This window comes from Streptomyces sp. NPDC058470 (genome assembly GCF_042721055.1).
In the GTDB taxonomy this organism is placed as follows: Bacteria; Actinomycetota; Actinomycetes; order Streptomycetales; family Streptomycetaceae; genus Streptomyces.
Genome location: NZ_JBHXMF010000002.1, coordinates 78,138 through 99,973, shown reverse-complemented (window position 1 = coordinate 99,973; position 21,836 = coordinate 78,138). Strand labels below are relative to the sequence as shown.

The following is a 21,836-nucleotide window of genomic DNA, read 5'->3' as shown; positions in this document are numbered from 1 at the left end:
TGATACCGTCGCGCTTCACGATGTCACATCGCGGCAGAGACTCAGATACGAGCTGTCGATTCTTCAAGCTAATCCCCAGTTACGTGGGCGTAGATCTTAGGGGCAACCTTGATTCCTGCGTCGAGGGCCCTCCCGGCAACTCCGAACGGGTTGACGCTCCCCCCGAAGGCATTGATTCCCTTGGTACCCATCAACTGACCTGGGTGGTAGCCCGCATAGGCGAGGCCTCCCATGCGTGACATCAGGCCGCTGCTCGCGTGTGCGACCTCGAAGGCTTCTTCGGACATGCCTCCTATCTTCACCAAACCGGCCTTGCCAAGCCCACCTGTAATTCCCGCGGATTCGCCACCGAAGGACAGCATGATTCGCGAACTACCGGCGATCTTGGTTGCCTGAAACCCTTCTCCCAGTCTGGTCGCCGTTGTCGCCGCCTTGGCTGCTCCAACCACCTTGATGCCCTTGCCGAACATCCCGATACCGGGCAACAACCCCACCGCGTCGAGCCCGATCTGCATCCAGCTCACATCCGCACCGGCCGCCTTGGCAATGCCATGAGCCGCCAGCGTGAGCCCGGCGCCGATGAGTGCGGCCGTGCCGAAGATGGCCGCGAGGGGTGGGAACGGAAGGGTGACGATGGCCAGCATGCCCAGCACCGCGGTGATGTCGCCGAGCACGTCGCCGATCGCTTTGATCAGGTCGGCGTGGTCCTTGAGCCACTCGCCGGTGGCATCCCAGGCATCGCCGATGCCGTTGCCCAGCTTGTCCCAGAAACCGGGCTCGTCCGGGGCGATGTCGGCGGCCTTGTCGAGTTCCTTGCTGATCTTCCCGGCGGCTTCCTTGTACCGCTCCTCAAGGTCGTAGACCTTGCCGGTGACCTCGTCCACCGCGCCGGAGGCCTTGCCGAGTTCCTCGCTGCCTTTGCCCTCGGCCTTCTGCTCGGCCGCTTCCTTGGCTTCGAGCTTCTCGCCGGCGGACTTCTCGAGCCGGTTCGCCTCGTCCTGGAAGTCGTGCAGTTCGTTGGCCCACCGGTGCAGGGCCCGTGAGGCCTTGTCGAAGGAGTCGTGGCTCTTGTTGATGAGGGGAGTGACGTCCTGGCCGATGTACTCGGTGAAGGCAAGCGCGGTCTTGCCCTTCCACGCCCCGCATTCGATCCGTTCCAGCTCCCGCAGGGCTGTCCCCAACTCGCTTGCCAGACTGCCGAGCTTCTTGGCGAGTTCCCGGGTGTCCTCCACGTCTCCGGGGGTGGGGTCCCAACCTATGTGCGGGAAGGCGGGGCGCTTGCCGGCCACGTCACTTGCCCTTCTTCGGAGCCTTGAGGGACTCCGCGAGGTCCAGATCGAGCTTGCCGAAGGACTCACCGATTTTGTTGATCATCTTGACCGCACCGCTGGTGTGCTTGCCGAGCTGCTTGATGCCGTAGCCCCACTCGTCGGCGAAGTCCTGTACGTCCTCAACGAGTTGGCTCTGGCCGACGGCCGAGGCATCCGTGCCGCGGAGGGTGCGGCGGGTTGCATCCATCCGGTCGCTGATGGTGGCGAAGGTCTTCTTCAGATCTTCGAAGATGGTGTCTTCTAGACGCAGATCACTCATGTGGTGTCCGGGTTCCTGAGGGGGTGGCGGCGGCTTGAAGTTCGCGGCCGGGAGGGTCTGCGGGAGTCTTCCTCACGGTGTCCCCACAGCACGCGGAAGGCAGCAGGGCTGAGGTCGCGGTGAGCGCGGCAGCAACGGGCAAAGAGCGGCGCGTCACGGTGGACTCCCCGTAAGACAGAGATGCAGCCAAGAGCGATGACGGTATCGGTGGGGCTGTTGGTTTGGCCAGGCTGAACCCCCTTCAAGATGCGACTGATTGATGACCTAGCGAGGCAAAACGGTCGCCTTTTGTGCCCTGATCGTGTCCGCCCTTGAGCAGGTCTGGCCCCGGGCGTTCGGGGCGGCGTCCGGGGCCAGAACCAGGCGCGTGTCTTCGCGGGAGCTATCGGGCTGTCCCGCATCCAGGGCAGCTGCACGGAGGAAATGCCGAGGTCTGTGGGGTGGGGTCGATGCGGCTGCCCGTCCAGGTGTGGATCTGCCCCTGGTTTTCGACGACCGCACCCCCAGGCGTCACCCTGTAGACGCGGATTGTCATCCGGGACGGTCTTGGGGCCTCGTCTTGGAGGAGTTCCAGTGGGTCTGCCTGTGGTGGGTAGTGGTCGGCGCAGTCCGGGCAGGCGTAGACGCTGAAACCGGGGCCGGTGGCCGCGTGTACCTCGTGGACCAGGACTGGTTCGTCGGTGGTGCGTTGGCAGCGGGCGCACATGCGGACCGGTGGGCGGGTGGTCATCGGGTGGCTCCTACGGGGATGCCGTGGATGTGAGCCGGGCCGACGTCGATGCCGAGAGTGGCGAGGTAGAGGGCGCGGCGGCGTTCGCGTTGCCTGCGGCGTTCCAGGTATGACTCGGCGTTGCCCAGGAGGTAGGGACGCACGAGGGGTGATGCAAGGCCGTCAAGTAGGTCGGCGTGGTGAAGGAGTTGGGGAGTGAGGGGGGCTGAGGGGTGCCGGGTGAGGTGTGCTGCTCGGTGTTGGCCGCTCGGGTGCGGTGTTAAGGCGGTGAGGATCCAGGTGAGGAGTCGGAGGATAGGGTTTTGCATGCTGGCGCTCCTTCGAAGCGTTCGGCCATGCCCCGGGACGGCTCGCATCCGTTGCCGGGGTCTGTCATAAGAACCGTAGGGGCCCTTGCTGGGGGTTGTCTACCCATATGGGGGGTGAGAGGCCTCTATGACTTCATGCTGGGTGCTACGTACAGTTCGCCTGTGTTCGAATTTGATCCCACGAGGCCCAAGTGGCAGCAGATCGCCGAGGTGGTTCGGCAGCGAATCGCCAGCGGTGAGTACCCCGTTCGCGGACTGATCTCCGAAGTGAAGTTGGAACAGGAATTCGGAGTTGCTCGCGAGACGGTTCGCAAGGCGACCGCTGCTCTGCGGGAAGAGGGGTTGATCACCACCACCCGCGGCATGGGCTCCTTCGTCGCCGACCGGTGACCGGCGGCCAGGCGGATGCGACGACAGGGCAGGTCGAAGGCAAGTTCACCGTGCTGACGGGGCATGGATCGCGACCGGCGTGATCGCGCTCACTGCCGCGGCCAGCGTTCTGCTGTGGGTACTGGCTGCCTGGAAGTGGCTGGTTCGACGGACGGTGCCGGTTCTGCTGGAGGGGCCCGGAGGCTCGTGGGGATTCGGTGTTCTCTCTGGGCTGGTCAGCGTGGCGGGCGGGGTCGGTGTGGTGTGGTTCTTCGGGAGTGGGGCGGCGAGTTCGCGGCTCCGGCGCTGGGGGCGGTCGGCGGGGCCGCCGGTTTGCGCGTGCGCGCCCGGAGCCGTCGGCGCCTTCGTTCCGCGTTCGCCGTGCTCAGTCACCGAAGAGATCATGGGCCTGCCCGTGCAGCGGCCGTACGCCTCGATCGCTGGATCCCTGTGCTGGACGCTGGAATGCGCGACGTGTCAATTCAGTGAAGCCGTGGTGTGCGGTGCTCCACGAAGCGATCACGTTTTGCTGCCGCACTTGGCGCAAGGCGCGCCCGTGATGCCATCATCCCTTGGCACGCTGGTCATCTACCTCTGAGGACGCCTGCCATGCTGACAATGCGACGGAGAGCGGCTGCGGCCTGTCTCATTGTTGCTATCGCCCTGTCCGTGACTAGTTGCAGTGGTGATTCATCCGACACCGGCAACGACAAGATCGCGGGAGCGGATTCGGGCGAATCGGATTCCGCGTCGCCTTCCGCCTCCGCATCGGCCGAGGCGGGTGCGCCGACCTTTGATCTTCCTTCGGACATTGAGGTGACCGTGGAGAGGCCGTCGACCGGGGACGCGACGAAGGACGCGATTCTGCGGGACACGGCGTATGCGGCTCAGGCTCGCGTCGAGGCCTTCGCCAAGGGGGAGGGCCAGACCGTAAACATGAATCGCTACTTCGCGGTCTCTGCCCTCACCTACTGGGTCGATCGGGTCGCGACGGTCAAGAAGGACGGGCTCACCATCACTGGCGACTACCGGTTCTTCGGTTTCGAGGTCACGGACGCCGCGGACGGCAAGACGGCCGCGGTCCAATACTGCGAGGATCAGAGCAAGGCGTACGGCAAAGAGATCAAGACGGGCAAGGTACAGCGCACTGAGCCGAGCGACGATGACTTCATCCTGAACACGCTCCAGGTTTCGAAGGATTCGCGCGGTGACTGGCAGGTGACGGTGCAGAGCTGGAAGCAGGGGGACGCGTCATGCGTGCGGGGATAAGGGCAAGGGCAACACTTCCGGTACTTCGGACGGCCGCGGCCGTAGGCCTCGTCATGGCGCTGGGGACGGGCTACCCGGCGTACGCGGGTGATCCTCAGTACGGCGGTGGTCAGGGGTCCACCAAGCCCGACCCGCCGACCCCCGACTCCAACGCCACCTCCGGCAACGGCTCCATCGGTGCCAACATCCGCATCAAGCAGAGCAAATCCGGCTCGGGCGAGTCCACCACGACCGCCACGTCATCGAACGCGAACTGGAAACCCCCGGTCTGCTGGTACGAGCCCATGTACACGCCGGAGGAGTACGAGGAGTTCATCAAGTCCGCGTACACGGGAGCGCTGGAGCCTGCGGCGAGTTACGCCAAGGCGCGGGCGGAAGAGAAGTACCACAAGGACGACAAGGGTCTTTGGTGGCAGGTGAAGTTCCGTGACGACAACTACACCGAGGCCTGTCCTGTCACCACGGACAACTGGGAGATCTGGGTCCCGCCGGCGGATCCGCAACCCGACCCCAACAAGCTGACTCCGGAGATCCTCTCCGAACTGGCCTACAACTCAACCAAGTTGCCTACGCCGCCTGTCGAGTTGAGCCCGAGTGAGGACCGGCTGATCGTCAATCTCGGTACGCGGGTGGCGTTCAAAGGCGACTTCGATCGTGTGTGGACGACCGCGAGCATCAACTACAAGGGTGTCCAAATGGCCGCGACCACCGTCGCGACCCCGGTCGCGCTCAAGGTCGAGGCCGGCACCGACGAGGCGGACCCGCAGAGTTGCACGTACGACCTCGTCAAGGGCGAGGACGGCTATTCGGTCGACAGCAAGAACGCGGGCTGCAACGTCACGTACCGCCGCTCGTCCGGTACCGGAACCTATCCTTTCAAGGCGTCGATCACCTGGAAGGTGACCTGGACCGACTCGGCTGACCCGGACGGCCCCGCGCGGCAGCCGGCTCTGCCGGACGGATTGTCCACGTACGAGCAGGACGTGACGGTCAAGGAGATCGAGTCCGTGAACCGCTGACGGTTCACCGAGGCATAGAAGCGCCCCGCGAACGCGCGATCCGTGGATTCCACTGGGCGGAGGCGGGCGGCGAGCCTCAAGGCGTTCGCTGACGAGTAGGCCTGCCGGGGCCATCGACTCCGCCGTACGTTCGCTGAATACGATCGCCTGGCCCCCGACGTCCTACGGTGTCGGGGGCCAGGTGTTTCATCCGTTGATTCCCGGCAGAACCGCCGGTCCCGTCCGGGCCCCCGACTCCGGCGGAGTGATCCGCACGGTTCCCTAGCCCCGCCCCAAATGGCCCTCCATCACCCCCGCCAGCCGCTCCAACGCACCCATGACCCACTCCCGGTCCTCCCCGAGCCCGGCCAACAGCTCCACCTCGGCGGCCAGTTGACGTGGGAACAGGCTGTCCACAGCCTTCTCGCCGGTCGGGGTGATGGTGACCAGAGCGGCGCGGCGGTCGGCGGGGTTGGGGGTGCGTTGGATGAAGCCGCGTTTTTCCAGTCGGGCGAGGGTCTTGCTGACGCCGGCGCGAGAGAGGCCCATCTGTTGGGCGAGGCGGCGGGCGATGGCCGGTTCGGTCGCGTGGCGGAGGGGGATGAGCATGTCGACTTCCGGCGCGGTGAGCGGGGCGCCTTCGTAGAGCGGCTCGACGGCGCGGTCGAGCAGCGCGGTGATGCGCTTGAGCAGGGCGATGAGTTCCATCGGGGAGGTGTCGAGGCCGGGGTTGTGCGCGGCCCACTGCCCCCGAACGTCGGTGGTCGGGATTGACATGCGTATCGCCCTTTTTAACCTGGAGGAAATTGTTAACCAGTGAACCATCAGTTACCTTTAAGTCCATGGTAGCCCTGTCCTCCGGTCAAAAGGGCGTCTCCCGCGACGCCGATACTCCCTCTTCCGCCCAGCCGTCGAAGCGCGCGGCCACGGTCCTCGTGGTGGTCCTCGCCGCGCTCACCGCCGTCGCGCCCCTCGCCATCGACACGTACGTCCCAGGCTTCCCCTCGATGGGTGCCTCGCTGCACGCGAGCAGTTCGGCGGTGCAGCTGACCATGACGGCGTTCCTGGCCGGTCTCGTGGTCGGGCAGCTGGTGATCGGCCCGATCAGTGACGGTCTGGGGCGGCGCGGGCTCCTCGTATCGGGAACCGCGGGCTTCGCCGTCTTCTCCCTCGTCTGTGCCGTCGCGCCGAACATCACCGTCCTGAACGGCGCCCGCTTCTTGCAGGGCGTCGCCGGAGCGGCGGGCATGGTCCTGGCCCGCGCGGTGATCACCGACCGTTTCCACGGCCCGGACATCCCTCGCTACTTCGCGCTGCTCTCACAGATCCTCGGCGTGGCACCGATCGCGGGGCCCGTACTCGGCGGCGCGATCCTCTCCGTCTCCACCTGGCGCGCGGTGTTCGTCACGCTCACCGTCATCGGCGGCGCGATGCTGCTGGCCGTGCTGCGGAAGGTGCCGGAGACCCTGCCGCCCGAGCGCCGGCAGACCGGAGGCCTCACGAACACCTTCCGTGCGATGGGGGAGCTGCTCGGCCGCCGGACCTTCATGGGGTACGTCCTTGTCCTCGCCCTCTGCTCGGCGGCGATGTTCGCCTACATCAGCGGATCCAGCTTCGTCTTCGAGGGCCTGCACGGGGTCTCGGCGACGACGTACTCGCTGATCTTCGCCTCCAACGCCGTCGGCATGCTGCTCGCCGGTGCCCTCTTCGCCCAGCTGGCGGCGCGCGGCGTACGCCTGAACACCCTGCTCACGGCGGGCGTCTGCACGGCCGCGCTCGGTACGCTCGCCCAGGTCCTCCTGGTCGTCTCCCTCGGCGAGACCCTCGCGGGCACCTGGGCCACCCTGTTCGTGACCATGACCGGCATCGGCATGGTCTACCCGTCGACGACGAGCCTCGGCCAGACCCTGGGCCGGCCCCCACGGGCGCCGCCTCCGCCCTCCTCGGCGGCGTGCAGTTCCTGTTCGGCGCCCTCACCTCCCCGCTCGTCGGGATCTTCGGCGAGGACAGCTCCCTGCCGATGGCGGTCATCATGCTGATCGCCGTCGCGGGGGCGGGAATCGCGCTGGTGGGGCTGGCGCGGCCCTGGGAGGGGCGGGGGGAGATGGCGGGCGGCGCCGAGGGTGCGCAGTAGGGCGGGCCTTGGGAGTGGGGCGTGCGACGGGTTCGCTCGTACTCGGTCCTCGCGACCGGGGATCTCAGGCCGCGTGGTCCTCGAAGCGGAACTCGGGGGTCGTACGCGGGTCGATCCGTGCCCCCGATTCAAGGGCGGTGGCAAGTCGCTCGATCAACTCAAGAGTCGGATCGACGCCGCTCTCCTCGATGGACTCGATGTCCTCCTCGGACATATCGGCCCGTCGAGCCAGCTCAGCCATACTCCAGCCCAGGACGGAACGGCGGTCGTAGACCGCCTGGGCGAAGTCCATCCGTCGCCCCGCGGCGCGGTACTCCGGGTCTTCGCGGTGCTCGGGCGGGACCTTCCAGCTGGTGTGGTATCCGCTGCTCATCAGGCCTCCTCGTTTCTACTGTAGACGTCGTGCTCACCGGCTGGAGGGTGCTCGGCCTCGCACCGCTTCCGAGCCCGATGTGCCTTCAGGACCTCGTCGGTCTCGCGCATCCGCGTCTTCCGGAACACGGTGAGTAGAACCGCCCTCCTTCCAGGTGCCAGCCAGTACGTCACCCGGATTGCACCGATACACAACTCCCGCAGACCGTCGCCCAGATGACTGGACAGGGGAAAGGGCAACGCCGGGCCCTCGGCTGAGAGTCGGTCGGCAAAGCGTTCGACGGCCCGGTGGTCGGGAAATGCGAGAGTTTCCAGCCAGGCGCGCACCTCCGGCTCGATTTCGATTGTGTACGGGGCTGGTGGCTCCGGCATTCGCTGTTCCCTTCGCCTCGGGTGTCGTGGATCTTCACCCAAGTGGCACGAAGCGTTGTCCTGGCACGCTTTCCGTCGGAATTCACCGGATCGAGTCGGCGGTTTTCCTTGGCCTTTCCACTGGCGCAGTGGCTACGGCGCCCGCGCCAGGCCCCGATCCCGGTACCTCGTAGGCTGACCCGAGTCGAACAGGTGAGCAGGCGTGCGGTGAGCAGGCTTGCGCAGGTGCAGAGGAACGGGGGGCACACCAATGGCCCGGTACATGGAGACGCTCACCATCGAGCGCGGCGGGTTTCGGATCAAGGTGCCGGAGTCGTGGTGGGAGTTCGACGTGCGGCCCGAGTCGCGTGACGACTCGATACGGCGGATGGTCGACGAGCGGATTCGGCAGCGGCCGGAGCTGGCCAAGTACCGTGACACGTATGCCGCGTTCCTGCAGAAGGCCGCGGCCGATGCCTGGAAGTCCGGTGCGCTGTACTGCGGTTGCATGGCCGAGGCCTTCGGCGGTGACACCCCGATCACCGGCTCGGTCACCGTCTCGATCGTCGGCGGCCGTTCCGCGACCGGGGAGCCACTCTCCACCGACCCCCAGACCATGGCCGGACAGCTCTCTGTGCGCGAGGCCAAGAAGGAGGGGGACGCGTGGCGCAAGGTGACGACGGTCGACATACCCGGCGTGGGCACCGCCGCGCGCACGTACGGCATCGAGGACATCGTCGTACCCGATGACGCTCTGAACCGCACCATTCGCGCCGTGCTCATGCAAACCTTCGTGCCCGTGCCGGGGCAGGAGGGCAAGGTCGCCCTCGTCGCCGGGAGCAGCCAGGTCCTCGACCTCGCGGACTCCTTCTTCGACATCTTCGACGCGATCACATCGACGTTCCGGTTCGCGGAGTAGGCGCCGCCGTCTTTCGGTGGCTCGGGCAGATCCAGTAACTTCGCTCATGCGTACGGATGTTGCTGACGTGCTTGCAGTCACGGGGGATGAACGTGGTGAATCGGCCGAGGGACTGGCATGTTCTGGATCTGGACAAGGACCCGACGCCGGGTGATCCGGACCGGGTGCGGTCGCTGGCAAAGAATCTGCAGGACTTCGCGGACGATGTCGGGGACGGGCTGCGTCTGATCAAGGGGATGGCGGACGAGGAGGCGGTCCTGCAGTGGGCGGGGAAGTCCGCGAAGGCGTTTCAGGATCAGTTTTCGGGTGTGCCGAAGCAGTTGAAGAAGCTGAAGACGTCGTATGACATGGCGGGGGATGCGCTGGCGGCGTACTGGCCGAAGCTGGAGCGTGCGCAGGCCCTCGCCGACCGGGCGCTGGCCGACGGGCGTGCGGCGCAGGCCGACCTGAGCTCGGCCAAGTCCCGTCTCTCGTCGGCTGATTCGTGGGTGACGAAGGCCGGCAAGGAAGCCGACAAGTACAAGGACGACCCGACCGGCAGCAAGAGCACCGAGAAGCCCGATGAGGCCAAGGTCCGGGCAGCCACCCGGGACGCGCAGCATGCCAAGTCGGCCCAGACGTCCGCCCAGTCGGACGTCAGCTCGGCACAGAACGCGCTGGACGCGGCGAAGAAGATGGCCGAGGACGCCCGCACCATGCGCGAGGAGGCGGCGCGGGAGGCCAAGACCAAGATCGACGAAGCCTCGGACGCGGGGATCCGTAACCGGAAGTGGTGGGAGGAGGTCGGGGACTGGTTCTCCGATAATTGGGACACCATCGTCACGGTCTGCAAAGTCGTCGTAGCCGTGCTGGGTATCGTCGCGATGATCATCGGGGGGCCGATCCTCGGCGCGATCGTGCTGATCGCGGCCCTCGTCGTACTCGCCGACACCCTCAACAAATACGCGAAAGGCCAGGCATCTCTATGGGATGTCGCATTCGCGGCTCTGGACTGCATACCCGGCATGAAGGGACTGACCACCCTCGGCGGACTGGCCAAGGGCCTGAAGGGCCTGAGCAAGGTGGGCCTCAAAGGCATGGCCCTTGGGGCCAAGGGGCTCGGCAAGAGCACTCGCTCCCTGGGCCGCCAGATGAAGAAGCTCCTCACCCGCGGTGACCCGATCGACATGGCCACCGGCCAGATGGTCATGTCGGCCACCGACGTTGCCCTCGACGGGATGCTGCCGCTGCTCTTCGAGCGTCACTATCGCACCGGCGTCCGCAGCGGTCGCCTCCTGGGGCGTAGCTGGACTTCCACTCTCGACCAGCGGCTGCTGCTCGATGCGAGCGGGGCACGGTTCGTTGTCGATGACGGCATGGTCCTCACGTACCCGGTACCCGAACCCGATGTGTCTGTGCTCCCGGTGGAAGGCCCGCACTGGCCGCTCGAATGGCAGGGTGGCGAACTCACCGTGCACCGTCCCGAGACGGGCCACACCCTGCGCTTCCGTGCGCTGGCTGACGGGTCGCCGTCCGAACTGCTCCTGACTCTTGTCAGCGACCGCAACGACAACACGATCTCGGTCGCATACGCCACCGACGGCACTCCCGAGGAGATCACTCATCACGGCGGGTACCGCATCGGCGTGACCTGCGAGGACGGCCGCATCACCGAGCTGAACCTGCGCAGCCACCCCGAGCAGCCCACCCTGGTCCGGTACGGCTACGACGAAGACGGGGATCTCGCCGAGATCTACAACTCCTCAGGCCTGCCGTTGAAGTTCACCTACGACGACCGCCGCCGCATGACGGGCTGGGAGGACCGGAACGGTGCCTGGTACCGCTTCGAGTACGACGAAGCCGGGCGCTGCGTCGCGGGACGCGGCATCGACGGGATCCTGGACTACACCTTCGAGTACGACGAGGTGGCGCACCGCACTACCGCAGTCGACTCCCTGGGGCACACCACCCTTTACGAGTTCAACGACGCCTACCAACTGGTCGCCGAGACCGATCCGCTGGGTAGCACCACCGTCCAGGAATGGAATCACCGAGACCAACTTCTTTCCCGCACAGACGCGTTGGGCCGCACCACGCGTATGGAGTGGGACGAGGACGGCAACCTGACCACCGTCCACCTGCCCGACGGAGCCACCTCTTCCGCGGTTTTCAACGAGCTGAACCTGCCGGTGGAACTGACCGGTTACGACGGCACGGTCATGCGACAGGAGTGGGACGAGCGGGGCAACTGTACGTCCATGACCGACCCAGCGGGCGCGACGGTGGTCTTCACGCCCGACGAGACGGGCGCCCTGGCCTCACTGACCGAACCGACGGGTGCGGTCCAGCGCTACGTCAACAACACCGCGGGTCAGCCGGTTTCGTCGATGGATCCACTCGGTGCGGTGACGCGCTTGGCGTACGACCCCTTCGGCCGGAACGCTGCCCTCACCGACCCGCTGGGGGCCACGACCCACCTCACCTGGACCGTCGAGGGGCATCAGGCTTCCCGTGTGGACCCGGACGGCAGCACGGAGGCCTGGACGTACGACGGTGAGGGCAACTGCCTCACCCGCACCGACGCGCTGGGCCAGGTCACCTGCTTCACCTATGGCGGCTTCGATCTGTTGAAGACGCGAACCACCCCCGGCGGGGCCCGCCACACGTTCACGCACGACACCGAACTGCGCCTCACCCGGGTCACCAATCCACGCGGACTCACCTGGGACTACGTCTACGACTCGGCGGGCAACCGCACCTCGGAGACCGACTTCGACGACCGGACCCTCGTCCACATCTACGACGCGGCGGGCCAACTCCTCAGCCGCACAAGCCCGTTGGGGCAGACGATGGCGTTCTCCTACGACATCGTGGGCAACCAGGTCGAGAAGACGGTGGATGGCAGGGCGACGGTCTTCGCTCATGACCCGAACGGTCGTCTGCTGCGGGCCACCGGTCCGGATGTCACTCTTGCCTATCAGTACGACGTGGCAGGCCGCATCACCGCCGAGGTGGTCGACGGACGTGTGCTTACCACGACGTACGACGCCCTGAGCCGCCCCACATGCCGCATCACGCCCACGGGAGCCACCGCGACGTACTCATACGACGCCGCAGGCAACCGCACCACACTCACTGCGGCGGGGCGCACGTTCGAGTCCACGTACGATTCCCTCGGCCGTGAGACCAACCGCCGACTCGGCGACCACGGACTCACCCTCGCACAGGCCTGGGACACGGAGGATCGCCTCACAAGCCGCACCCTGGCCGCTGCGGGCAGGGCGCTGAAGCAGGAGACCTATACCTATCGGGCCGACGGCAGTGTCTCCGCGCTGGAGGACCGTGCCTCCGGACGCCGGACCTTCGACGTCGATGGCGCGGGCCGTGTCACCGGGGTCCGGGCCGCGGATTGGACCGAGTCCTACGCGTACGACGAGTCCGGCAACCAGACACGGGCCGCATGGCCGGACCGGCAACCCACCCCCGAGGCGCGGGGTGACCGCGCCTATGACGGCAACCGCATCACCCGTGCTGGTGCCGTTCACCATGAATACGACGCCGCAGGCCGGGTCGTCCTGCGGCGCAAGACCCGGTTGTCCCGCAAGCCCGACATCTGGCGTTACACCTGGGACGCCGAGGACTCCCTCACCTCGGTGGTCACCCCGGACGGGACGGTCTGGCGCTATCTCTATGACCCGATGGGACGTCGTACGGCGAAACAGCGCCTGGGTCCCGACGGCTCGACTGTTGTCGAGGAGACCCGCTTCACCTGGGACGGTCCCCATCTCGTGGAGCAGACCACCCGTACGGCCGGCGGACTTGAGGAGGTCACCCTCACCTGGGACCGCGACGACACCAGGCCTGTCGCCCAGACGGAACGCCGCATCTCCGCCAACGAACCCCAACACATCGTCGACGAACGCTTCTTCGCCATCGTCACCGATCTGGTCGGCACGCCGACTGAGCTGGTCTCGGAGGACGGCGACATCGCCTGGCGTGCCTCCGCCACTCTCTGGGGCCTGGCCACGTGGAGTGCGGACGCGGAGACCTGTACGCCCCTGCGTTTCCCGGGCCAGTACTACGACCCCGAGACCGAGCTCCACTACAACTACTTCCGGCACTACGACCCGACGACCGCGACGTACCTCAGCCCGGATCCGCTGGGCCTGGCCGCGGGGCCCAACCCGCGCGGTTACGTCCTCAACCCCCTTCTCTGGATCGACTATCTCGGTCTCCTGACCTGTCGGCAGAACGCGAGGCGGCTGCGCAGGAACATGCGGCGCGAGGGGCGTCCGGTGAGCCGTGGCCAGGCGGCGGCGCATATCGTTCCGTCCGGAGGCAATATGGGCCACTGGGTTCCCGGGGCCAGAAGCCGTGACCTGCTGGAAAGGTATGGAGTCGATGTCAACGACGCGGCGAACGGCATACCTCTGGGGCACCCGAGCCCGCACAACTTCACCCACCGCGAGCCCTTCCTGCAACGAGTCAACCAGCGTCTGGAGCAGGTTGTGGAGGACAGGACAGCCCGCGGCTTCGGTGCACGCGCCATCCGCACCGAACTCCGACGGGAGTTGCGAGGTATCGGACGTGAGGTTGGGGGCGAGCTTTCAACCGGCGTACCTTCACCGACTGCAGCCTGGACGGCACCATAATGATTGAAAATCCACAACAGAACCTTTCTGTCTATCGATTGCTGCCGCGCATGGGCGAATTTCGCACCCTGCTTCTCGGAAGTTCCCTAAGGAAACTCATTCGTTGGCAGATCAGCGGATCCGAGCTGGACCTTCCGACGTCCTTCAGCGGCTCTTGGGACGGGAATCCGCGTTGGCGGAAGGGTGAGTTCCCGTGTGGATATCCGGGTGCTCCCGTGCTCAGTCGAAGTGTTGCCGATGCGCTGGCGGGCGAACTGCCGGTGGCGGGACGCCTTGTGCCGGTCGTCATCGACGGCAACGAATCCTCCGAATCCGACGAGTACTTCGTCTATCTCGTGGAGCGGATCGTCGACTGCCTGGATACGCGGCGTTCGTCCAAACCGAAGAAGACGACCGGCGAGATCACCAAGGCGGTCTTCCTCCCGGACGCGCTCCCCGCCGAGCTACCCGCGTTCCGAGTGCCGCAGTACCGCGGGGGCGTCTACTGGAACGGCTGGGCGGTCGACTGCCTGGTCGAACTGCTCGGCGACGACATCGAGGCCCGCCTGGTCTGGTCGGAGGATCCGTCCCTCACACCGCACCCCAATCCCTGGGGCTTCTGAGTCTGCTCATCGCATGCGATCCTTGATGGATGTTCGGCTTCGGGAAAATGGGGACGCCGTGACCGCGCAGGACGACCTCCCGCGGCTGGTGCCGCCACCCGACGATGTTGAAGTGGATGTCGACTGGTCCCAGGTCGAGGATGCACTGGGAACGACGCTGCCTGATGACTACAAGTGGCTCGTAGAACGATATGGACCGGGCTCGTTCAATGACTTTCTGTACATCCTGCAGCCCAGCTCGCCTTTTTATCCGACACGCCTGGTGGAATCCGCGGACCGAACCGCGGAGATCCTTGATGACCTCCGGGAAAGTGGGGGAAAGATCCCCTACGAGACCGATGAATTGCTACCCGTCGGCAAGACGGACAACGGCGACACCGTCTACTGGGTGACACGACCGGAGGGTGCGCCGAATTCCTGGACAGTGGTGGCGAACGGTGCACGCAACATGAAGTGGTCGCACTTCGACGGCGGTATCGTCGATTTCCTGGTGGCCGTATTGTCCGGGGCGCATCGCGTGGATGTCTTCCCGAAGGGCTTCGTCAGGGCCGAGCCTGTTTTCGAGGGTTACCCGCCTCCGGACGCGCGGCGACGCTGAACCTTTGGATGGGGCGAGATCGTCGCCCTCCATAGGAGCTTTGACGTGCGACGGGAAACGCGCCTCCGTGGATGAACCAACGCGATAAGCAGGATCAAGTCGAGGAGACGCGCTACATGACATCGAAAACCCGCGATGAGCTCATTCAAATGGTGGAGCAGCTTATCTCCGCAACCCTTCCAGAAGATGAGGAAGGTGAACTCGTAGAGGAATTGAGAGGCAGTCTCTTGCATCCCCGCGTTACCGATATCATCTATTACTCGGATCCTGAGCTCACGGCAGAGGAAGTAGTGGACCAAGCTCTGGCCTATTGCCCGATTGAACTGTGATTTGGGCGAAGGCGCTCGCTGGAATCAACGGGAATTCTCCCATCATGCCGATATGGCTACGACCGTCGCAGTTCATACCCGACATGCGCGCGGAGCCAGGCGGGAGTTGGGGGGTTCTAACGTGGGAATCATGGACATTCTGAGCATGGAGATCGCCCGGCAGGACTGGGAGCTCATGACGTGTGGATGCCGCAGGACCGGCGAGCATATTCCGGTGGATTTCCTTCGCTCACTGGATGGCCCGCCGCCAGATCGGGCAGGCGAAGGATGGGCTGACAATCATGTGTTCGTGCAGTCGAACCTCATGCAGCCTGCTGTCGCAACGGCGTCGTTCGTCATGGCTGCCTTGGCGCGGGGGGTCCCTGTAGAGCATCGGCGCCAGTTGATGCTGGTCCTCCACGCATTGGCCAACGGTGAGCAGGATGATATTGCCGAAGAATGCCTCGGCGTTATTCGTGGTGGCTCGTGGCTTCTTTACGGGGAGATCTCCTCAGGTCGCGATATCGATGCGGCATCATACGCCTTCGAGATGCTCGAACTCATCGAAGACGAGTCCAGCAGATTCGTGAAATTTCGAGAAGCAGTGAGGGAGAACCTCCCCTCGGATCTGTGGTGACGGGGCGTTCCGCTGAGGTGGCTTCTGCGCCGGGGCCGTCCCCCTTGGCTGAAGGCGGCGGGTACCGGCTTCGCAGCCGGCGGTCCGGGGGAAGTCTCGACATCGACGGGCGCACGGTCTGCATGTCGAGTTGCAACAGTGGGCGCGCTTCCAACTCTGGCGCTTCCACGCGTAGATGAGTGCGCGGTGTCCTCCGGCACGGTCGCCACGGCCGGCCTCGGCACCCCACCGGTGAGCGGAACAGCGCGCGCAGGCGCGGTCCTCACAGACTTCGACACCCAAGTGACCACGGAAAACGTGCCTGCCGCCCGCCCTCGGATCACCACGCCCGAAACGCCCCCAACCGGTACATTCGACAGAACTCACGGGCACGAAATGGGCTGCCCCTTCCGCTCGTTCGTCACCCCCGTGGCTGAAAGATCACGCCACCCCGCCTCCACGAGTGAGCACCTCGTGCAGGCCTCGTGTACACCCCGTAACGAGTCGACCGCGGCGGCACGTCAGTGGATTCGCTGCTGCACAGCACCTTCACCTCCCGGATTCCCTTACTCAACACGGCAGCCCCCGCCCCTCATTGCAGCTGTATAACGTCGGCCTCTGTGGGGTGCGAGAGCCTTGGTGCACCTTGAGGGGCTTATGCGCGGCTGATACGGTGCCATGGCTTGAGACTCGCTTCCGCGCTGGCTGTTCGGCCAGGTCGGGCGGTACGTCCGGGCAAGGGCGGGCCGGGGTGGAGTGTCCCGGTTGGCGCGGTAATCGGTCGAAATCTTCTTGGGTGTACGGGGAGCGGTTGCGTGAAGATCCAAGAGCGTACGGGGGCGGGCAACAACCGTTCCGCTGCGCCGGTCCACCCGGCGATGGGCGAGCGCCTTCCCGCGCCGCCTCGCGAGCGCAAACCCGCGCTCGCCGCTCTCGCGGTGCTGCTGATCCTCGTGGGTGCGCTGGGCGCGACCATGCTGGTGCTGCGCGCCGGGGACCGGATCGAGGTCGTTCAGGTGACGGACAACATCCAGGCCGGGGACTCCGTGGGCGACAACGTGAAATCCGTGATGGTCGCGGACGACACCGGCGTCAACTACATCAGGTGGGCCCAGGTCGACACCCTCAAGAAGCTCACGGCCAGGTCGCCGATCTACGACGGAACCCTCGTCATCGGCGAGATGTTCGAAGAGGTCCCGTCCATCCCCGAGGGCAAGGCCTCCGTAGGCCTCGCGCTCAAGGAGGGCCAGTACCCCGTGGGCATCAAGTCGGGCGACACCGTGGCCGTGTACCGCGTCAGCGGGGACAGCGGCGCCGGCAGCAGCTCATCGAGTGCCGGGGGCGCCGACAGCACACTGATCGTCGACCGGGCCGAGGTCAAAAACGTCAAGACGACGACGGACAGCACGATCAGCAGCACCAGCCTCCCGGTCACGCTCACCGTGGACAGTGACGACGCGGCCGCTGTCGCTCAGGCCTCCTCGGCCGGCGAAGTCGCTCTCGTTCTGATCCCCGGCAACTAAAGGCGAGTGAGTAAAGAGACATGGCGCTCATCGCCCTCGCCGCCGACAAGGGTTCCCCCGGCGTCACCACCGCCGCGGTAGCCCTGTCGGCCGTCTGGCCCCGCCGGGTTCTGCTCGCCGAGACGGACCCCGCCGGCGGTGACCTCGTGTACCGCAGCGCCGCCGCGCACGGCGGTCCGCTCAACCCCAACACCGGCATGCTGTCGATAGCGGCGACGGCCCGCCGCGGCCTCGTACCAGATCAACTCTGGGACCACGTACAGCCGTTGAGCGGCGGGCTCGAAGTCCTCGTCGGGCTCGGTGTGGCCGAGCAGGCCACCGGGCTCGCCGGGCTGTGGCCCACTCTGGGCCGCGCCTTCGCGCAGCTCGCCGACTCCCCGCACGCGCCCGCCGACGTCATCGCCGACTGCGGCCGGATCAGCGGAGACACCCCCGCCGTCGAACTCTTCCCGCACGCGGCCCTCGTACTGCTGCTCTCGCGCACGGAGCCGGAGGCGATCGCCCGTGTCCGGGACCGGGCCGCCGCCCTCTCCGCCAAGCTGCACGGCGGCGGCCGCGGCGCGGCCACCCTCGCCAACCCGCTCATCGGGGTCATCCTGATCGCCGAGCCGAGCGACTCCGCCAAGCTCGTCCACCAGGTCAACAACATGCTCGTAGCGGCGCAGACCGGTGCGCGGGTCGTCGGCACGCTCGCCGACGACCCCTCCGGCGCCGACCAGTTGGCCGGGCGCAAGCGCGGGCGGCTCGACAAGTCGCTGCTCATCCGCTCCGCCCGCAAGGTCACCTCGGACCTGTATCAGCAGTACGGCGCCGCCTGGGCCGTACCCGCGCACGGTCAGGTTCCCGGACCCCACGGACAGCCCGCCGCCGGGGCCGGCCGATGACCGCGGTCGACCACCAGCTGGTCAAGCGGTTCCGGCAGGACGCCGGTGACCGGATCTCCGAGCAGCGCCGCGAGGACCAGGTCCGCGGCGTCACGCCGATGTCCAACGAGGACGAACGGCACTACGCGCGTGCGGTGATCGCTCAGATACTTGAGGATTACGCCCGCACCGAGATCAACCTCGGCAGGACACCTCTCGACGCGGAGACCGAGGAGCAGTACGCGGCCGCCGTGCACGCCGCGCTCTTCGGCGTCGGCCGCCTGCAGCCGCTGCTGGACAACCCCGAGGTCGAGAACATCGACATCAACGGGTACGACCAGGTCTTCGTCGGGTACGCGGACGGCAGCGAGGTCAAGGGCGACTCCGTCGCCGAGAGCGACGAGGAGCTGATCGAGCTCATCCAGATCCTCGGTGCGTACTCGGGTCTGTCCTCCCGGCCCTTCGACTCCGCCAACCCGCAGCTCGACCTGCGGCTTCCGGACGGTTCGCGACTGTCTGCCGTCATGGACGTGACACGTCGGCCCGCACTCTCCATCCGTCGTGCGCGGATGGGCAAGGTCTTCGTGTCCGACCTCGTCGGCAACGGGACGATCTCGCCCGAGGTCGCGCACTTCCTCGCGTGCGCCGTCCGCGCACGCAAGAACATCATGATCGCGGGCGCCACGAACTCCGGTAAGACGACGCTCCTGCGCGCTCTCGCCAACGAGATCCCGCCGCACGAGCGCCTCATCACCGTCGAACGCGCCCTGGAACTCGGCCTCGACACCTTCGCCGAACTGCACCCGAACGTCGTGGCCTTCGAGGAGCGGCTGCCCAACTCCGAGGGCCAGGGCACCATTTCCATGGCCGAGTTGGTGCGCCGCTCGCTCCGTATGAACCCCTCCCGCGTCATCGTCGGTGAGGTCCTCGGCGACGAGATCGTCACGATGCTCAACGCGATGTCGCAGGGCAACGACGGCTCGCTGTCCACGATCCACGCGAACAGCTCCAGCGAGGTCTTCAACCGCATCTCCACGTACGCCCTCCAGGCCAAGGAAGGGCTGCCGATCGAGGCCAGTCAGATGCTCATCGCAGGAGCGGTGAACTTCGTCGTCTTCATCCAGCGGCGCAACGACTACGAGACGGGCGGCCGCCTCCAGCGCATGGTGACCTCCGTCCGCGAGGTCAACGGCGTCGACGGACGCGTGCTGTCCAGCGAGGTGTTCGCCGAGGCCCCGGACGGCCGGATCGTCCCGCACGCGCCCATAGCGTGCCTCGACGACCTGATCCAGCAGGGCTATCGGCTCCCGGGCAGCGGGAGTTGGGGATGACCATGACCCAGGACACGCACAGCACTTCACTTGCCGCGCTCGACTCGCTCGGTTCCATGGGCGGGATCTTCTCCACGTCCGTCCTGTTCGCGCTCGTGTGCGGGGTCGCCGTCGGCGGCGGAATCGCGCTGCTCGCCGTCGCCGTACGCGGACTGCCCGTCAAGCCCGAACACGAGAAGCAGAAGGCGAGTGAGCGGGCGGGCGAGCTCATCCGGTTCGCCGGGCAGCGCGGTTCGATCGCCGCCATCGCCGGGGTCGTCGTCCTCCTGCTCACCCGCTGGGCCGTCGCCGGAATCGCGACCGCGATCCTCGTCTTCTTCTGGGACAAGCTCTTCGGCGGCGCCTCGGAGGAGAAGGCCGCCATGCGTCGCGTGGAGGCCCTCGCCTCCTGGACCGAATCGCTGCGCGACACCATCGCGGGAGCGGTCGGCCTGGAGCAGGCGATCCCCGCCTCCGCCCGCGCCGCCGCTCCCGTACTGCGCCCGCACCTCGACGCGCTGGTGGACCGGCTGCGCTCCCGCACGCCGCTCCCCGAGGGCCTGCAGCACCTCGCCGACGAGATCAACGACGCGTCCGCCGACATCATCGTCGCCGCGCTCATCCTCAACGCGCGGCTGCGCGGACCAGGACTGCGCCAAGTCCTGGGCGCGCTGGCCAAATCGGCGCGCGAGGAGGTCGACATGCGGCAGCGGGTGATGGCCCAGCGGTCCTCGACCCGCCGCTCGGTCCAGATCGTCGTCGCGGTCTCCATCGCCTTCGTCCTCGGCCTGTCCATCTTCAACCGCGACTTCGTCGAGCCGTATGGCACCGCCGTCGGGCAGGTCGTACTGGCCTGCGTCTGCGGCCTGTTCGCACTCGGCTTCTGGTGGCTGCGCAAGCTGTCGACGATCGAGACGCCGGAACGGTTCCTGGTGCGGGACGAGTCGTCGGTGCGGTTCGTACGTCCTCGCACGCCGGTTTCTGGGGATGAGGCGGTACGCCGATGAACCTGACCATGCCGATCCTGATCGGTGCCGTCCTGGGCCTGGGCGTCTACGCCCTCGTACGCGCCCTCATGCCGTCCAAGCAGAGCGCGGTCGCGCAGGTCGCGCGGATCGACGCGATGCGGGCGAGGGGAGCGGCGTACGAGTCCGCGCACCACGGCGCCGCCAGTAAGGATGCCGGACGGCTGGGTGACGCACGGGCCCGCGTGGGCGTCCGCGTCTCCGAGTTCTATCTGCAGCAGGGCTGGGAGCTGCGCTCGCTCCGCGCCGACCTGGCCGTCCTGGACCGGAGTTGGGAGAACTTCCTGGCGACGAAGGTCCTGCTGGCCGCGGGGGGTGTCTTCTTCGGCCCGCTCCTGTTCGCGGTGGTCTGGACGATCGGCTTCAGCCGCAGCCCGATCATCCCGGTCTGGCTGGCCCTGCTCTTCGCGGTCGTCTTCTTCTTCCTCCCGGATCTGGAGGTACGGCGGGACGCGGCCGACAAACGGCGTGACCTGCGGCGCGTGATCGGCGCGTATCTGGACCTGGTGTCGATGAGCCTGGCCGGTGGCCGGGGTCTCCCCGAGGCGCTGATGGCGGCCGCCGAGATCTCCGACGGCTGGGCGACCCAGCGCATCCGCAGCGCGCTGGCCGACGCCCGGATCACCGGCGTCAGCCAGTGGCAGGCCCTCGGCTCGCTCGGCGAGGAACTGGGCATCGAGGAGCTGAAGGACCTGTCCGCCTCGCTGGCACTGGTCGCGGACGACGGCGCGAAGGTACGGGACTCGCTCGCCTCGCGCGCCGAGACGATGCGCCACCGTGAACTCTCCGAGATCGAGGGCAGCGCGGGCGAGAAGTCGCAGTCCATGCTCGTGGCGCAGCTGCTGCTGTGCGCCGGCTTCCTGGTCTTCCTGATCTTTCCGGCCGCGATGCGCGTGTTCCAGGTCTGACGTCCATTCCCTACCCGTTTGAATTCGAGAGGACAACTCACCATGAACGGACGGAACTTCAACACCGGGATCCCGGGGGTGGACTTCCTGATCACCTTCCTCCAGGGCCGGGTGCAGCGTGCCCGCTCCGGCGAACTCGACCGGGGTGCGTCTGCGGTGGAGTGGGTCATCATCTCCGCCGTCGTCGTGGCGATCGTCGGCGTGGTCGCCGCGATCATCAACACCGCGCTGAGCGACGGCGCCAACAAGGTCGGGGACTGCATCGCGGGCGCCAACCAGAGCGGTACCTGCTGATCCAGGAGGCCACTCGTCCACCCGTCCATCCGCCCACCCGTCCATCCGCCCACCCGCCCACCAGTCCATCCGCCCACCCGTCCATCCGCCCACCCGCCCACCAGTCCATCCGCCCACC

The 21,836-nt window shown here is 66.7% G+C and carries 23 protein-coding genes; 17 read left to right on the top strand and 6 right to left on the bottom strand.

Annotated features, from left to right (window positions below; all coding sequences use genetic code 11):
* Positions 1–68 precede the first annotated feature (68 nt).
* The 3 genes from ACFWP7_RS01840 to ACFWP7_RS01830 form a co-directional block, all read right to left on the bottom strand.
* Positions 69–1,289 (bottom strand): enoyl-CoA hydratase/isomerase family protein, encoded by a 1,221-nt coding sequence (locus ACFWP7_RS01840; RefSeq protein WP_384374387.1) that lies wholly within the window; start codon positions 1,287–1,289, stop codon positions 69–71.
* A 1-nt stretch (position 1,290) separates the two neighbouring features.
* Positions 1,291–1,590 (bottom strand): hypothetical protein, encoded by a 300-nt coding sequence (locus ACFWP7_RS01835; protein ID WP_384374384.1) that lies wholly within the window; start codon positions 1,588–1,590, stop codon positions 1,291–1,293.
* Positions 1,591–2,316: 726 nt separating this feature from the next.
* Positions 2,317–2,628: a hypothetical protein gene (locus tag ACFWP7_RS01830; RefSeq protein WP_384374381.1), complete on the bottom strand. Its 312-nt coding sequence runs from the start codon at positions 2,626–2,628 to the stop codon at positions 2,317–2,319.
* A gap of 162 nt (positions 2,629–2,790) precedes the next feature.
* On the opposite strand from ACFWP7_RS01830, the gene ACFWP7_RS01825 reads away from it, so the two are divergent.
* The 4 genes from ACFWP7_RS01825 (at position 2,791) to ACFWP7_RS01810 (ending at position 5,285) form a co-directional block, all read left to right on the top strand.
* Positions 2,791–3,018: a GntR family transcriptional regulator gene (locus tag ACFWP7_RS01825; protein WP_384374378.1), complete on the top strand. Its 228-nt coding sequence runs from the start codon at positions 2,791–2,793 to the stop codon at positions 3,016–3,018.
* Between the two features lie 79 nt (positions 3,019–3,097).
* Positions 3,098–3,595, top strand: coding sequence for a hypothetical protein (locus ACFWP7_RS01820; protein ID WP_384374375.1), 498 nt, complete (start codon positions 3,098–3,100; stop codon positions 3,593–3,595).
* An 11-nt stretch (positions 3,596–3,606) separates the two neighbouring features.
* Positions 3,607–4,266, top strand: coding sequence for a hypothetical protein (locus tag ACFWP7_RS01815; RefSeq protein WP_384374372.1), 660 nt, complete (start codon positions 3,607–3,609; stop codon positions 4,264–4,266).
* Between the two features lie 53 nt (positions 4,267–4,319).
* On the top strand, positions 4,320–5,285 hold the full coding sequence (locus ACFWP7_RS01810) for a hypothetical protein (protein ID WP_384374369.1): 966 nt from the start codon (positions 4,320–4,322) through the stop codon (positions 5,283–5,285).
* 261 nt (positions 5,286–5,546) lie between these two features.
* Here ACFWP7_RS01810 and ACFWP7_RS01805 read toward each other — a convergent pair whose 3' ends face one another.
* Positions 5,547–6,041 carry a MarR family winged helix-turn-helix transcriptional regulator gene (locus tag ACFWP7_RS01805; protein ID WP_384374366.1) on the bottom strand — a complete coding sequence of 165 codons (495 nt, stop codon included), beginning with the start codon at positions 6,039–6,041 and terminating at the stop codon, positions 5,547–5,549.
* Between the two features lie 65 nt (positions 6,042–6,106).
* Here ACFWP7_RS01805 and ACFWP7_RS01800 point away from each other — a divergent pair, with 65 nt between their 5' ends.
* Entirely contained in the window at positions 6,107–7,303 is a 1,197-nt protein-coding gene (locus ACFWP7_RS01800) for a multidrug effflux MFS transporter (RefSeq protein WP_384374363.1), read from the top strand.
* A gap of 159 nt (positions 7,304–7,462) precedes the next feature.
* On the opposite strand, the gene ACFWP7_RS01795 is transcribed toward ACFWP7_RS01800, so the two are convergent.
* Both ACFWP7_RS01795 and ACFWP7_RS01790 read right to left on the bottom strand, forming a co-directional pair.
* Positions 7,463–7,771 (bottom strand): helix-turn-helix domain-containing protein, encoded by a 309-nt coding sequence (locus ACFWP7_RS01795; RefSeq protein ID WP_384374360.1) that lies wholly within the window; start codon positions 7,769–7,771, stop codon positions 7,463–7,465.
* Complete coding sequence (locus ACFWP7_RS01790) at positions 7,771–8,142, bottom strand: type II toxin-antitoxin system RelE/ParE family toxin (protein WP_384374357.1); 372 nt, start codon at positions 8,140–8,142, stop codon at positions 7,771–7,773. Before ACFWP7_RS01790 ends, ACFWP7_RS01795 begins: the two co-directional genes overlap by 1 nt.
* Before the next feature lie 250 nt (positions 8,143–8,392).
* Between ACFWP7_RS01790 and ACFWP7_RS01785 the strand changes: the two genes are divergently transcribed.
* From ACFWP7_RS01785 to ACFWP7_RS01730, 12 genes are all read left to right on the top strand, one after another.
* Entirely contained in the window at positions 8,393–9,040 is a 648-nt protein-coding gene (locus tag ACFWP7_RS01785) for a hypothetical protein (protein WP_384374354.1), read from the top strand.
* Between the two features lie 86 nt (positions 9,041–9,126).
* On the top strand, positions 9,127–13,671 hold the full coding sequence (locus tag ACFWP7_RS01780) for a DUF6531 domain-containing protein (protein WP_384374352.1): 4,545 nt from the start codon (positions 9,127–9,129) through the stop codon (positions 13,669–13,671).
* A gap of 215 nt (positions 13,672–13,886) precedes the next feature.
* A complete protein-coding gene (locus ACFWP7_RS01775) occupies positions 13,887–14,273 on the top strand; it encodes a hypothetical protein (RefSeq protein WP_384374350.1) in 387 nt (128 codons plus the stop codon).
* A 58-nt stretch (positions 14,274–14,331) separates the two neighbouring features.
* The gene (locus ACFWP7_RS01770) at positions 14,332–14,871 is read left to right on the top strand and encodes an SMI1/KNR4 family protein (protein WP_384374347.1); all 540 of its coding nucleotides are present in this window, start codon (positions 14,332–14,334) and stop codon (positions 14,869–14,871) included.
* A 71-nt stretch (positions 14,872–14,942) separates the two neighbouring features.
* Positions 14,943–15,200 (top strand): hypothetical protein, encoded by a 258-nt coding sequence (locus ACFWP7_RS01765; RefSeq protein ID WP_384374344.1) that lies wholly within the window; start codon positions 14,943–14,945, stop codon positions 15,198–15,200.
* Between the two features lie 130 nt (positions 15,201–15,330).
* Positions 15,331–15,816, top strand: coding sequence for a hypothetical protein (locus tag ACFWP7_RS01760; protein ID WP_384374341.1), 486 nt, complete (start codon positions 15,331–15,333; stop codon positions 15,814–15,816).
* Between the two features lie 794 nt (positions 15,817–16,610).
* Positions 16,611–17,318 carry a hypothetical protein gene (locus ACFWP7_RS01755; protein WP_384374338.1) on the top strand — a complete coding sequence of 236 codons (708 nt, stop codon included), beginning with the start codon at positions 16,611–16,613 and terminating at the stop codon, positions 17,316–17,318.
* A 20-nt stretch (positions 17,319–17,338) separates the two neighbouring features.
* Positions 17,339–18,202, top strand: coding sequence for a hypothetical protein (locus ACFWP7_RS01750; RefSeq protein WP_384374335.1), 864 nt, complete (start codon positions 17,339–17,341; stop codon positions 18,200–18,202).
* The gene (locus tag ACFWP7_RS01745; protein ID WP_384374332.1) at positions 18,199–19,512 is read left to right on the top strand and encodes a CpaF family protein; all 1,314 of its coding nucleotides are present in this window, start codon (positions 18,199–18,201) and stop codon (positions 19,510–19,512) included. The genes ACFWP7_RS01750 and ACFWP7_RS01745 overlap by 4 nt, the downstream gene beginning before the upstream one ends.
* A gap of 2 nt (positions 19,513–19,514) precedes the next feature.
* Complete coding sequence (locus ACFWP7_RS01740) at positions 19,515–20,498, top strand: type II secretion system F family protein (protein WP_384374817.1); 984 nt, start codon at positions 19,515–19,517, stop codon at positions 20,496–20,498.
* Positions 20,495–21,424 carry a type II secretion system F family protein gene (locus ACFWP7_RS01735; protein WP_384374329.1) on the top strand — a complete coding sequence of 310 codons (930 nt, stop codon included), beginning with the start codon at positions 20,495–20,497 and terminating at the stop codon, positions 21,422–21,424. Before ACFWP7_RS01740 ends, ACFWP7_RS01735 begins: the two co-directional genes overlap by 4 nt.
* A 42-nt stretch (positions 21,425–21,466) precedes the next feature.
* The gene (locus ACFWP7_RS01730) at positions 21,467–21,718 is read left to right on the top strand and encodes a hypothetical protein (RefSeq protein ID WP_365439153.1); all 252 of its coding nucleotides are present in this window, start codon (positions 21,467–21,469) and stop codon (positions 21,716–21,718) included.
* Positions 21,719–21,836: the final 118 nt, after the last annotated feature.

What these genes read in the sequence shown, in the direction of transcription:
- ACFWP7_RS01760 (WP_384374341.1), top strand. Translation starts at nt 15,331, where the DNA reads ATGGACATTCTGAGCATGGAGATCGCCCGGCAGGACTGGGAGCTCATG.
- ACFWP7_RS01830 (WP_384374381.1), bottom strand. Translation starts at nt 2,628, where the DNA reads ATGCAAAACCCTATCCTCCGACTCCTCACCTGGATCCTCACCGCCTTA.
- ACFWP7_RS01815 (WP_384374372.1), top strand. Translation starts at nt 3,607, where the DNA reads ATGCTGACAATGCGACGGAGAGCGGCTGCGGCCTGTCTCATTGTTGCT.
- ACFWP7_RS01765 (WP_384374344.1), top strand. Translation starts at nt 14,943, where the DNA reads ATGAACCAACGCGATAAGCAGGATCAAGTCGAGGAGACGCGCTACATG.
- ACFWP7_RS01810 (WP_384374369.1), top strand. Translation starts at nt 4,320, where the DNA reads ATGGCGCTGGGGACGGGCTACCCGGCGTACGCGGGTGATCCTCAGTAC.
- ACFWP7_RS01805 (WP_384374366.1), bottom strand. Translation starts at nt 6,041, where the DNA reads ATGTCAATCCCGACCACCGACGTTCGGGGGCAGTGGGCCGCGCACAAC.
- ACFWP7_RS01730 (WP_365439153.1), top strand. Translation starts at nt 21,467, where the DNA reads ATGAACGGACGGAACTTCAACACCGGGATCCCGGGGGTGGACTTCCTG.
- ACFWP7_RS01835 (WP_384374384.1), bottom strand. Translation starts at nt 1,590, where the DNA reads ATGAGTGATCTGCGTCTAGAAGACACCATCTTCGAAGATCTGAAGAAG.
- ACFWP7_RS01745 (WP_384374332.1), top strand. Translation starts at nt 18,199, where the DNA reads ATGACCGCGGTCGACCACCAGCTGGTCAAGCGGTTCCGGCAGGACGCC.
- ACFWP7_RS01750 (WP_384374335.1), top strand. Translation starts at nt 17,339, where the DNA reads ATGGCGCTCATCGCCCTCGCCGCCGACAAGGGTTCCCCCGGCGTCACC.
- ACFWP7_RS01790 (WP_384374357.1), bottom strand. Translation starts at nt 8,142, where the DNA reads ATGCCGGAGCCACCAGCCCCGTACACAATCGAAATCGAGCCGGAGGTG.
- ACFWP7_RS01785 (WP_384374354.1), top strand. Translation starts at nt 8,393, where the DNA reads ATGGCCCGGTACATGGAGACGCTCACCATCGAGCGCGGCGGGTTTCGG.
- ACFWP7_RS01780 (WP_384374352.1), top strand. Translation starts at nt 9,127, where the DNA reads ATGAACGTGGTGAATCGGCCGAGGGACTGGCATGTTCTGGATCTGGAC.
- ACFWP7_RS01735 (WP_384374329.1), top strand. Translation starts at nt 20,495, where the DNA reads ATGAACCTGACCATGCCGATCCTGATCGGTGCCGTCCTGGGCCTGGGC.
- ACFWP7_RS01800 (WP_384374363.1), top strand. Translation starts at nt 6,107, where the DNA reads ATGGTAGCCCTGTCCTCCGGTCAAAAGGGCGTCTCCCGCGACGCCGAT.
- ACFWP7_RS01795 (WP_384374360.1), bottom strand. Translation starts at nt 7,771, where the DNA reads ATGAGCAGCGGATACCACACCAGCTGGAAGGTCCCGCCCGAGCACCGC.
- ACFWP7_RS01740 (WP_384374817.1), top strand. Translation starts at nt 19,515, where the DNA reads ATGACCCAGGACACGCACAGCACTTCACTTGCCGCGCTCGACTCGCTC.